General features: G+C 37.1%; 10 protein-coding genes and 4 pseudogenes. All 14 read right to left on the reverse strand.

The window, feature by feature from the left end:
• Positions 1 to 128 precede the first annotated feature (128 nt).
• Complete coding sequence (locus E3C75_RS11730) at positions 129 to 281, reverse strand: hypothetical protein (protein WP_223899719.1); 153 nt, start codon at positions 279 to 281, stop codon at positions 129 to 131.
• Positions 268 to 357 (reverse strand): annotated as a pseudogene (locus E3C75_RS12300) (glycosyltransferase); the annotation flags it as partial. The gene E3C75_RS11730 and the pseudogene E3C75_RS12300, both read right to left, overlap by 14 nt.
• Before the next feature lie 24 nt (positions 358 to 381).
• Positions 382 to 1,021: pseudogene (locus tag E3C75_RS08060) on the reverse strand (DUF1919 domain-containing protein).
• 1 nt (position 1,022) lies between these two features.
• A complete protein-coding gene (locus E3C75_RS08065; RefSeq protein WP_111679611.1) occupies positions 1,023 to 2,171 on the reverse strand; it encodes a glycosyltransferase family 4 protein in 1,149 nt (382 codons plus the stop codon).
• Between the two features lie 2 nt (positions 2,172 to 2,173).
• Positions 2,174 to 3,346 (reverse strand): beta 1-4 rhamnosyltransferase Cps2T, encoded by a 1,173-nt coding sequence (cps2T, locus tag E3C75_RS08070; RefSeq protein ID WP_111679612.1) that lies wholly within the window; start codon positions 3,344 to 3,346, stop codon positions 2,174 to 2,176.
• Positions 3,347 to 3,378: 32 nt separating this feature from the next.
• Positions 3,379 to 4,746, reverse strand: coding sequence for a sugar transferase (locus tag E3C75_RS08075; protein WP_111679613.1), 1,368 nt, complete (start codon positions 4,744 to 4,746; stop codon positions 3,379 to 3,381).
• Between the two features lie 56 nt (positions 4,747 to 4,802).
• Complete coding sequence (locus E3C75_RS08080) at positions 4,803 to 5,543, reverse strand: tyrosine-protein kinase (protein ID WP_111679614.1); 741 nt, start codon at positions 5,541 to 5,543, stop codon at positions 4,803 to 4,805.
• Between the two features lie 9 nt (positions 5,544 to 5,552).
• A complete protein-coding gene (locus E3C75_RS08085; protein WP_111679615.1) occupies positions 5,553 to 6,245 on the reverse strand; it encodes a capsular polysaccharide biosynthesis protein in 693 nt (230 codons plus the stop codon).
• Between the two features lie 8 nt (positions 6,246 to 6,253).
• Positions 6,254 to 6,985 (reverse strand): capsular polysaccharide biosynthesis protein Cps4B, encoded by a 732-nt coding sequence (cps4B, locus tag E3C75_RS08090; RefSeq protein ID WP_111679616.1) that lies wholly within the window; start codon positions 6,983 to 6,985, stop codon positions 6,254 to 6,256.
• Entirely contained in the window at positions 6,986 to 8,446 is a 1,461-nt protein-coding gene (gene cpsA / locus E3C75_RS08095) for an LCP family glycopolymer transferase CpsA (protein WP_111679617.1), read from the reverse strand. It lies immediately after the preceding gene.
• Between the two features lie 337 nt (positions 8,447 to 8,783).
• A complete protein-coding gene (gene deoD / locus E3C75_RS08100) occupies positions 8,784 to 9,494 on the reverse strand; it encodes a purine-nucleoside phosphorylase (protein ID WP_111679618.1) in 711 nt (236 codons plus the stop codon).
• A gap of 338 nt (positions 9,495 to 9,832) precedes the next feature.
• Positions 9,833 to 10,548 (reverse strand): annotated as a pseudogene (locus E3C75_RS08105) (type 1 glutamine amidotransferase).
• A pseudogene (locus tag E3C75_RS08110) lies at positions 10,545 to 11,795 on the reverse strand (chloride channel protein). Before E3C75_RS08110 ends, E3C75_RS08105 begins: the two co-directional pseudogenes overlap by 4 nt.
• 3 nt (positions 11,796 to 11,798) lie before the next feature.
• On the reverse strand, positions 11,799 to 12,608 hold the full coding sequence (locus E3C75_RS08115) for a purine-nucleoside phosphorylase (protein WP_011681179.1): 810 nt from the start codon (positions 12,606 to 12,608) through the stop codon (positions 11,799 to 11,801).
• Between the last annotated feature and the right edge of the window lie 16 nt (positions 12,609 to 12,624).

Here is a 12,624-nt window from a genome sequence, read left to right on the forward strand (position 1 = left end):
TAACATCTACCCATGTAACAACAAAATCAATTACATTAGTCATTTCTCACCTACTAAATTTCTATCAACCTATCCATAAGTTTTTTAGAAGTATACTTATTAAAATACAAAATTTTAGCTTTATCTGCTCATTGAATAGTTTCTAAATCATTAACATCAAATTCATCTATAATGGAAGCAAGTTGATTAAAGTCCTCTGATTTATAGAAAAGAACACTAGATTCATCAACATAATCTCGAACAGAAGGAATATCGTTTACAATTATGCCACTCTTGGACAAGAACGCTTTCTACACAACGTTTTAAATACTTTTCGACATTATACACTGGAATGACAACAGTTAAAAGTGGTTTCATGGATTCTTCACCTAAATTTTTATTTTATGTTAAATCTTCACCACCCTTATTCAGCCAAGTTACAACATTAAAATAGCGATGATACGTTTTCAAGTCGATGCCAACGTGTCCTTGCTTTTCAGCTGATTTGAAATGGACCAATGAAGGTAGATCACTGTAATTCTTCGAAGAGAAAATCACCTTACTCTTGTATGGAAGCTCTTCAAACTCTTTCATCAACTCATAAGTGCAGGCATCATTATCATTAAACTTGAAAATACAAATTATCCCAATGAATTCTTTCTAAACGACGGTTCCATTTTTGAGTTGCTTCTTCCTCATCTGCATAATGCAAGAAATGAAGTTCAATATCATCAAGAAGTGCTAGAGGATAGGCATTATCAAAGTCTTTGATGTATTTCGATTCCTTAACAAATGTCAAAGGGATATTACCACTCAAATAGTATTTTAAATTCTTGAGCATCTTTATGTAATCGGGAGAAAAGACAAACATCCCTACAAATGGAGTTTGATAAGGCAAGCCCAATGACTGATAAACTTTTCCAGCCCAACAATTATCACAAATGATCGTAAAATTTTTATTCTTAAGTCTTCGTCTAGGAATAAAATTAATAATTGGATAAACGATTGGTTTTAATTTATTTTTTAGTGTTTCACTGTTCATATTAATACTTCTTATATAGTTCTGAGAAATTACGAATATAACTTTGTAATGAGAAGAGTTCTTTTTGGCGTTTAACAGAGGCCTTGCCAGATTGCTCTCTCTTCTCAGTGTTATCAGCCAATTCTTGGATGGCCTTAGACAATTCCGCAGGCTGATTTGGTGTGGCAAGAAGACCGTTTTCACCTTCCTTAACCATTTCACAGACACCACCATGACGGTAGCCGACTACAGGTTTGCCACAAGCCATTGATTCGAGAACTACAGTTGGTAGAGGATCTGGATTGGTACTTGGTAAGACAAAGATATCAAACAGATTATAGAGCTCTGTCGTCTTGCTATAATAATCGATACGTTTGATTTGTTCAGCTACTGGTGAGTCTGATATAGCCTTTTCCAACTCATCAACTCGCCATTCTTCACCTTCAAAAGCACTACCTGCCAGAAAGGCTACTGCTTTTGGTTTAGCTTTTAAGATTGGAGTCACGGCTTCCAAGAAATCGCCTTGACCTTTCCATGCATTCACTCGACCAACCATTCCGATAACCAAGGCATCCTGTGCGATACCAAACTGGTCACGAACTGCGCTGGCATCCATTTCATGATAGACGGCATTGTCAACACCATTATAGATGACCTGAACTTGGTCATTTTTTACAAAGCGAGACTGCTTGACGTGGTTGGCCACAGCATTTGAAACTGTCACAATCGTATCAGCATAACACCCCATCAAAAAGTTGATGAAATCAGAGATTGCTTTTGGTTTGACGATAATCTCGTGAACATGCCAAATCAAAGGAAGTTTCAACTTACGTTTGAGATAAATTCCCTCAAGTACCGCAGTCGTATTATTGTGAATAAGAGTAATGCCATTATCCTTAGCATATTTAGCAATTTGCTTTGAATAACGATTATAAGAGCCAAAATACTCAAGAATTCCCTTAGGATTAAAATATTTACGGCGCAAGATTGGATAATCGATAACTTTTACTTTAGCTCCAACCTCTTTCAATGCATCCACTAAGACACCATCGTTAGGCAAGATAACATGAGCCTCAAAGGCATCTTTATCCAAACCCTTAATAAGCTCCAACAAAACCTTGTCAGCACCATACATTTCGGCACCAGCGTGAAGATATAAAATTTTCTGCATTTCTATCCTTTAAATACTTTCTCGTAGTCTATAACAATTTTTTCCCAAGTAAAGGCTTCTGCGATACGATTACTTGATTTTTGGTTGAGGTCTGCGATAGTTTCTTCATCCAATCGCTCAGCTTGATCAATGACACTTGCCAATTGTTCTTTCTTCCAATAGAGAGCACCATCTTCACCGACTTCACGGTTAAAGCCAACATCCAACAAGAGATTGAGCTTAGTTGACTCAAGTGCCTCAAGAAGTGATGGATTGGTTCCACCAACCTCATGACCATGGAAATAAGCAAAGGCATTCTCACGAATGTACTTGAGCAATTCTTGGTCATAAACAGTTCCGACAAACTTCACACGAAGATCCTTGTCAAAACCAGTTTCCTGACGCAACTTGTCGTAGAACTTGTTTTCTTCAACATTGGTAACGAGAACAAAGTCCTTGTCAGAGTTAGACGCCATAAAGCCACGAATCATAGCCTCATAGTTATTTTCAGGCACGAAGCGTCCTACAACAAGGTAATAATTGTTTTCAAAGACCCCCTTTTCGAAGTACCATGTGCGTACCTTATCATCAACCTTAGTCAATCGAGATTTAGTTGTGTCAGTTCCATAGGCGATATAGGTTGTTTGAGGACGATACTTCGCATAATCCTTTTGAATATAAGATTCAATGTTTTTACTATCACAAATCAAGAGATCTGCATGTTTAACCATGAGTTGCTCTGAAATTTTCCAATACTTACGAACCGGAAGACTCCACTTTGCACGAAGCCATTCATGACCATCCGGGTTAACCATAAGGGTACCACCGATAGCCTTGATTTTCTTTTTAATACCTGAGATAAATGGACCAATTCGACAGGCCAAAACATAAAAAATCGGTGCTTGGTCATTATTTTCCTTAGCAATCTCAATGGCCTTATTAAGAGCTGCGATGTCATAAGCGATGGCACGTGCAGGCCCGATATTTGGGACGTCAATATTGTAGCATTTAGCACCGTTATGTTCGAAAGTATCTGCTGTAATTCCTGATTTAGCAGAATTTTCACGCATACAAGCTACATAATATTGGATATCTTTGTCTTGTTGGAACTCTGTCAACTTCTCAACAAAGGTCTCAAATCCACCATATTTTGCTGGAATTCCCTTAGAACCAACGATATAAACTGTTTTTGTCATTTAATCACCATTAAAAGAAATGGAGAAAGCCATCACTTTGCTCCATCCTTCATTACTACTACTTTAATTGTTTTCAATAAGATTTTGATATCGCGCCAGATTGTCCATCCGTCCATATAAGCAACGTCTAGTTTTACAACTTCATCAAAATCAGTAATTTCACTTCGACCGCTTACTTGCCAAAGACCAGTAATACCTGGTTTAAAGCTGAGGCGACGTTTTTGTTCCGGTGTATAAGATTCGTACTCATCCAATGTTGGTGGACGTGTTCCTACCAAGCTCATATCACCTTTTAGAACATTCCAAAATTGTGGAAGTTCATCAAGACTCGTTTTACGAATGAAATGTCCAATTTTGGTAATACGTGGATCATTTTCCATCTTAAACATACCACCAGACATTTGATTCTGTGCCATCAAATTCTTCTTAATTTCTTCCGCATCAACACGCATAGAACGGAATTTATAAAACTTGAAGATACGTCCATTTTCTCCCACACGATCTTGAGCAAAAATAGCTGGCCCTCCATCTTTACGAATAAGAGGATAAAGGAAGATTCCAACAATACCACAGAGCACCAAACCAACTAGAGCTCCACAGATATCGAGGAAGCGTTTCGCCAAAATATCTCCATAGCTATAAAAATGCGTAGAAAACGTAACAACTTTGAAAGGACCCAATTGTTGAATACGTTTTTCACCCTGACTCATAAATTCAAGGGCATTCAAATTAATGGATACTGGGATTCCCATAAGTTCAAATGGTGACGCATAATCCCAAATCTTGTACTGCTCACTTGGCAGATTAATCAAAACTTGGTCTACTACTGAGTGTGTCGCATATTCAATCAAATTTTCAGGTTTAACACTCTTGATAAATGGATCAGTGAAATAAGGATTATCCAAGACACAAACGGCTGTAATCCTACCATCCATATTGTCTTTCATACGAGACAAAACATTTTCAAGACGTGCCTGATCAGAAATCAAGAGAATATTCTTGTTACTTTTACGACGTGTATAAATAGATGAGCGGAAATACTTAAGAACTGTATTTGTAAAGTATAAGAGAACACCTGAAATTAGGGTGACGTAAAGAAGTCCGCGACGTGAGATTGAAAAACTTCCATCTGCAAAAAATGAGAGGAAAGTTGCAATTAGAGCAAATATGAAACAATATTTGACAGTTGCAATGAGTTCATCCAAGTAGCCTCTATACTTAAGATTTTCATAATAACTACTGATATAGTAAGACACTACATGTACGACACCTAAAAGGACAATGCTTCCTTGGGTAATCTCTGTATAAGGTAGTTTACTAGCTACCATGGCTGCGAAAACAACCACAACCAACTGTATAATACCAATTTCAATGCGACGAATTTCTTGTTTTTCTTTCACTCTAAACCCCTTTTTAATCTGTTAAGGTATAAGGAGCCGCATCATCCCCATTAATGCTATCCTTTTCTACGACGATGTGCTCTTGAATGACCTTCTTTTTGGTCAGATTTTTTTCCATACTCGCCATATGATCCGTAAGAACCATACGATCCATATTTATCAACTGTCATGTCAACTTTATTAAGGACGACCCCTAAGAACTGAGAACCACTTTGTTCCAATTGTTCAACGGCCTTAGTTACGAAACGACGTTTAATTTTTCCAGCTGCTGTAACCAAAAGACTGGCATCAGCCTGATGGGCAATAATAACAGCATCAATGACCAAACCAACTGGTGGTGTATCGATGATGACATAATCATAACGACTACGAGCAACTTCCATCAAATGTCTAAAATTGTCATTTTGCAAAAGACTTGTTGGATTAGGTGGAACAGGACCAGATGCAATAACATCCAAACCAGAAATATTAGTTTGGCAAATCGTTTCATTTAGATCGGCATTTCCTGAAAGAAAATTTGAAAGACCTTTATAAGGCTCATTTGATTTAAATGTACCTGAAAAAACAGAATTACGAGTATCAGAATCAATCAGAAGTGTTCGGAGCCCAACACTAGCAAATGAAATCGCCAAGTTAAGAGATGTCGTTGATTTTCCTTCACCAGCTTCAACAGAGCTAATCGCAATCACTTTAATCTGAGCACCAGAAAATTGAATATTTGTGCGAATGGCATTGTAATACTCTTCTGTTTGTTTGGCAAAGTTTACTTTAGATTTTACTAACTTTAATAAAGGCATTTCTTCTCCTTAAATCTTATCTTTATCAGGGACAATTCCAAGAAGTGTCATTCCAAGGGCATCTTCCACATCTTCTGGACGGCGAACACGATCATCTAGGATTTCACGTACCAATACACCAACCACTGCAAGGAATCCTCCAAGCACTGCCCCAAGAAGCACATTACGTTTGATATTTGGTGAAGATGGTGACTCTGGCAATTTAGCTTCTTCGAGCGTTGTGACATCTTCAACTTTTGTCACGTTCTTGATTTTTTCTGAAGCAACTTCACGAACCTTATTAGCAAGCACTTGAGCATCTTGACCAGTTTTGGCTTTTACTGAGATTGAAATAAGACGAGTATCTGTAGGAATATTAACTGAAACCATTTTAGACAGTTCTGTCTCACTCAAATTCAACTTTTCATCTTTAATAACTTCTGATAATACATCATTTGATGTAATAATCTCTTTATAGTCATTTGCCAAATAGGTACCAGCTTGCAAATCTTGAGCAGAAAGATTATTATTATCTGTTGCCTGATTAACAACATAGATACGCGTTGTTGATGTATATGTTGGTTGGATAAAGAAATAAGTACCTAAGAAACTGAAAACAGCGAAATAAAAAGCTGTGAAAAGAATCAAAAGCTTCTTCGTCCAAAGTTTATGTAGCAATGCTAGTACGTCGATTTCAACACTTTTAGTGTTATCTTGATTCATAATATCTCCTATAAATATTTATTTTCTAGTAATGTTTTGGGATTTTCAATAAAAAGATTCTTAGCACGTTTGGGGCCGTAGTTCTTTTTAACAATTTCATAAGCATCTTTCATAAATGGTGGTCTCGGCCCAAGATTATGCATGTCGCTAGCAACCATATGAACCAAATTTTTCTCCAAAAAATAACGAACACGTTTTTTTCTTACTTTATCTTTATCTCCAAAGAGCTTTGGTTTTAGAACATGAGAGCTATTAACTTGAGTATAGCACCCCATGTTGATGATTTCTCGAACACGGTCAGCATTTTCTTCGAGGGCATCATAGCGCTCAATATGAGCAACAATAGGCGTTACCCCCGCTCTCAAAACATTACTAAGCCCACTATGAATTTCTTTCCAAGATGTGCGAGCACTAAACTCAATCAAAGCAAATTGAGTGTTGTGCATGCGCGGAATGAGATTCTTTTCAAGTTTCTCCACAATGTCTAAGGTGTAATAAAGTTCACCTCCATAATAAATAGTTAAGTCTGGATAAAGTGCTTCTGCTTCTGCTTTTACCTTAGAAAAGTTGGCAAAAATTTTATCCTCTGGAGTCTCAAACATTCCCTTACGACGATGGGATGTTGAAACAATCTTACGTACCCCCTGGGCGTAACTTTCACCAATGAGGTCTAAACTTTCTTCTAAAGTTTTAGGACCATCATCAACATCAAAAACAATATGTGAGTGAACGTCAATCACTTATTTTTCCTCCATCAGATTTTTGATAGCTTGAGAGGCACTTGCCACACTCGAATTATCTAGTTTCATCATGTAAAGACTAGAATTTGGCATCGCATAAGAGGTCAATTGTCCGGTTGAACCTGTACCAGTTACTGCTTGAGACGTTACTGTAAATTTAGAGCCTGAATCAAGTTGTGTATTAGCCAAAGCATTAATGGTATCCAAAGAAATATTTGTCTGAACAGAGTCTTGGAGATTATTAACGATTGAAGTAAAGTTTGATACAGACTTTAGAGAAGCCAACTTGTTTACAATCGCAGAAATGACTTTCTCCTGGTTTTTACCACGGTCATTATCTCCGCCATCTAAACTATAGCGTTCACGAACAAATCCAAGTGCTTGCTCTGAATTCATTTGGATATCTCCAACTGGGAAATCAAACTTCCCATGAAGACTTGTGAAAGCTTGATCATTATGGACTGTCACACCACCAAGTTGGTCAATCAACTTAAGGAAAGATGTGAAGTTAATTCGTGCATAGTAATCAATCTTAATACCATATAGATCTTCCAGAGTTTGTTCAGATGTTTCAACGCCATAAATACCTGCGTGGGTTAATTTATCATACTGGTCTGCCCCACCACCAGGAATCTTAACGTATGCATCACGTGGAGTAGTCGTCAATAGAATCTTATGTGTATTCATGTTTACTGTCATAATGATATTGACATCTGAACGTGACACTGTTGAAATCGAACCGTAGGTATCAATACCACTAATATAAATATTGAAGACTTTTGAATCTACTTGTTTTGCAGAGTTGTTATTCTTCTTTTTAATTTTATAAGTATAAATTGTTTTTAGATTTGAAGCAAAGTTACTATCGACAGACTCTAATAGGCTAGCATAAGAGCCACTCAAGACCATAGCTTTAGATTTGCCAGACTTGAGATTATCATAAGCTTCTTGATATGAGGCAACATCATCAACTTTAACATCAACTTTTTTATCTTTTTTGAGAGCTGACATCAATATCTCGATATTGTTCTTATCAACCTTAGTAGGTGCCTGTACGCTAGTAAGCTGGCTCACATCTTTGATGTCACTTTCCTTAGGAACCACGATAATCATTTCTACTTCAGAAAAAGCTGCCGTCTGATTCATACGGTTAGTGATGTCAATCATTTGTTTAAAACCAAAAATACCAACCAGAGAAACTAGCGAGAAGATAACCAATACAACCGTTGTCACTAGTGGTGATTTCTTAGTCTTCTGAAGGAAGATGCTAATAGCAAGAACTACCAACAAACCAATAGTGATAATGATGTTCAAAAACCTAAAGGATAGGAAATTATAATTGAACATGGTGAATAATAAGACCAATGCTAAAATAGCATACAGAATGGTCAACCCAACGTTGACCATCCCCCACGATCTATTACTCGTCCGTTTCTGCTTACGTTTCATATGCGAACTCATATAAATTGCTCCTGAATATTAAAATTAGACATTCGCCATTATTATAACATTAATACAACTTCATTTCAATTGTCATTCTTTTTTCAAAAATTAAGAAAACGTTTTTATTATGATATCAATCATTTAATTTATATCATTTTCCATTATATTGTGAACTATCTTTCAAATTTTTAGTAGTTAAACTTTAAATTGTCGGATATTTACCTATTTATTACAAGTCTTCTTCTTCCAAATATTTTTATTTTTTCTAGTAGTTTGAAAAATTTTAACTTATTATCACTTCGAACAGATATTAGCTACAACACAAAAGGACGACCAAATGGCGTCCTTTTACAAACTAGTCTGCAATTAGTGTTTCAAGACCAACTTTCATCATGTCAGTGAAAGTATTTTGACGTTCCTCAGCTGTTGTGTCCTCATCTGGATTTACCAAACTATCAGAAATAGTCATAATAGCCAGAGCATCTACTTGGTGTTGGGCTGCAAGGTAGTAAAGTGCTGCTGCTTCCATTTCGACAGCCTTCACGCCCCATTTCCCAAGTTCAATATTTTTTTCAAAATAATTTGAGTAGAAAACATCAGAAGATAGAACATTACCAACATGTGTTGTCATACCAAAATTTTTGGCGATGTGATAAGCCTTATCCAAGAGATTGAAATTTGCAATTTGAGGAAAGTCGTATTGAGGCCAGTCATTACGAATAATATTAGAGTTAGTTGCTGCAGCTTGTGCTAGAACCAACTCACGAACGTGAACATCCTCATTCAAAGAGCCAGCAGTTCCTACGCGAATTAATTTTTTGACACCGTAGTCAACAATGAGCTCACGTGCATAGATAGAGATAGAAGGCATCCCCATCCCTGTTCCCATTACTGAGACACGTTCACCCTTGTATGTTCCTGTGTAACCAAACATGTTACGTACTTCGTTGAAACACACAGCATCTTCAAGGAAATTTTCGGCAATGAATTTCGCTCGTAAAGGATCTCCAGGTAGGAGAATTTTATCAGCAATTTCATCTTGCTTAGCAGCAATATGGATAGACATAATTAATCTATAAAGGGCGACAGAGACGAAGTAAAAATAAAAAACTTACGAAGATTGCCAATGCTATTCAGTTTATCTTTTTCACTCTTCTCCGCCCGTATTCAGTTCATTGAATACGGTTAACCCATCCTTTCTATTAATTTATAAAGGTTAAAGAGCAACTAGAAAGTAATTGAAAATAAGGAAGCTGACATAGCTCTACGCGTCTAAGCAGGTTAGCTATTTCCCAAACTCTCCACTCATTTTCAAATATAAATACCTGCTCCGCAATCCTTAAGTTATATTTTTTAAAGTTTTCTACTACTACTATATAAATAGTATATGAGCTACTTAAATGTTTAGATCTGGGTTAGTGAATCTAGAAAAGCAAATAATTTTTTATTCATTTGAGAATAATCATGATTATGCAATTGTTCTGGTGTTTGAACAAAATCTAACTGTTTATTTTGCTGGTACAAATGCTCTTCACCATCAGCAGCTATCAGTAAATCAATCGCTTCAAGGTCAAACTCTAAATGTGCTTGGAAGGCATAATGTTCAGGGCTAAAGCAAATTATTTGGCGTGGACAGCCCTTGCTAGTCGCAAGAACAACTGCCTTGTCGCTCAAACCAGGCATATCACCATGCCAGTGACCCGTGTTTAAAGTAGAACCAAGATTTTTAATGTGTGCTCATCAGCTAATCCTTCATCAGTTAAGGTCAAAGGGAAAACGCCAATTTCACGTTCTGGACTATGTTCATATTTTCCACCATAAGCTACAGATAAAAGTTGAGCCCCTAAGCATACCCCGACAATATAGATATCAGCATCAATTGCTTTTTGAATTAATGCAATTTCAGCCTTTGGATCATAGTATGGAAAGACTTGACGATCTTCATCAGGTGACTGAGGTCCGCCCATTACTATAAGGAAATCAATATCATCAACAGTTTCTGGAAGTTCTTCTTCCTCATAAACCCTTGTTGACGAAATATGATGTCCACGCTTTTGAGCCCATTTCAAATAAGCTCCTGGAACCTCAAATTTTTCGTGTAAGATAAAATGAATATTCATAATCTTTCTTTCCATTTATTGTTTATCATCCTTGATAGGATACTTGCTAGTATAAGTGGGAATACGATAACTCCTCCTATACCTGTAAAACCAACAACCAAGGCTATTCCTGTTAGGGGGGGATCAAGCATTGTCCCTAAAAATACGGTTGCCCCTAGTAACATTCCTAAACTAAGACTATGAGAAAATCCAAAATTTCCAAGAAGCACCGTTATCAGATAACCCGTACCTACACCTATAGCAAACGATGGCATCAGAGTTCCACCATAAGCACCACTCCTTAAAAGTAGACAGACTAATAGACATTTGATGATGAGAATGACAAGAAGATATGCTGAAGAGTTTCCAGAAAAAATCCATTGAGCTAAAACCTGTCCGTTTCCCATAAAAATTGGAAGGTAAGCTGACAGTCCACCAAGAATCATAAAGGTAAAGGACAACGTCCAAAGAATTTCTTTACCTGTAATATGATGTTTACTGGCCTTCTTTGCAAAATATCCAAATATTATGGCAAGTGCTGTTACAAATAATGCTAAGATGATTGCCTGTATAAAACTGGAAGAATCAATAGTCACTTTATCTATTATATATAAAGCGTGTCCACCAACAATTGGTTTGGTACAATAAGCAGATACATAAGTGGTCGCAAGAATAATAATGATATTCTTTAGTTTCTAACAGACTCCTAAGGTTTACAAAACAAACAAAGCACTAGCAAAAGGCACTTGGTAAACAGATGCTAGCCCTGAGCCAGCACCACAAGCAATTAATAATTGTCTATCGGAAATGAATAAATGCAATCCTTTAGAAAGACTCCCACCAAAGAGAGCACCCAATTCTCGAGGTGCTCCTTCTTTGCCTATTGAGGCTCCAGCAGCAACGATTGCCACCTGGACTAATGCATGTAGAAGACTGACCTAGAGGAAATTTAGGTTCCTTTTACCAACGAGTTTCTTAGCTTTGCTAATGGAAAGTAAGGTGACACGTCATTGAAGAAAATACCAAAATAAACTAGATAAAATCCCAACAACAAGTAAGACTGAGAGTCTTCGAAAAGCACTCACTGATTGAAACTGTAACTAGAGGTTCCCTTTATCTTTACCAAACACAATAACTTGTATAAATTCTAGAAGGTAGTGGCAAAAAATTCCAATAAAACCTGAAGCAATCCCAGTTCCAATAACGGCTAAACTCAGCTTAAGGGATTTTGGTAACAACCTTAAACGTTTCCTTACCTGAGAAATCATTTCTTAGAGTTTCGACAAAATAGCTTTAAGCAATCCTTTGAAGTCTCCCTTAATGCGTTCAGTTACTTCTACAACTTCTTCGTGGTTCAATTCTTCTTGCAAACCAGCTGCAAAGTTAGAGATACATGAAATACCCAGAACTTTCAAGTCAGAATGTGCTGCGACGATAACCTCAGGAACTGTTGACATACCAACAGCATCTGCCCCCAATGACTTGAAGGCACGAATTTCAGCAGGAGTTTCATAAGTTGGACCAGTTACTCCAAGATAAACCCCTTCTTCCAACTTGATTCCAAGTTTATCAGCCACTTTATGAGCAATTTCGCGGTAGGCTGGAGTGTAAGCTTTAGACATATCTGGGAAACGTGGGCCAAAGTCATCCAAGTTTTTACCGATCAATGGGTTCTGACCAGTCATATTGATATGGTCAGTAATAGCCATCAAAGTACCAGGACCGAAGCCAATACCACCAGCAGCATTAGTTACAATAACACCTTCACAACCAAGAGCTTTCATAACACGTACAGGGAAAGTTACCACTTCAAGAGGATTTCCTTCATAAAAATGGAAACGTCCTTGAAGAGCCAATACCTTACGTCCAGACAAAGTACCATATACAAGTTTACCTGCATGACCGACTACTGTTGATTTCCCCCAGTTTGGAATATCTGCGTAATCGATTACAATAGCATCTTGGATCTCATCAGCCAATTCTCCAAGTCCAGAACCCAAAATCAAACCAAACTCAGGTTTTTCAATTCCTTTGCTTTCCAAAAAGGTTTGCGTAACTCTAATTTTTTCAAGTAGTGACATTCTAAATCTCCTTTAG

Source organism: Streptococcus thermophilus (assembly GCF_010120595.1).
In the GTDB taxonomy this organism is placed as follows: Bacteria; Bacillota; Bacilli; order Lactobacillales; family Streptococcaceae; genus Streptococcus; species Streptococcus thermophilus.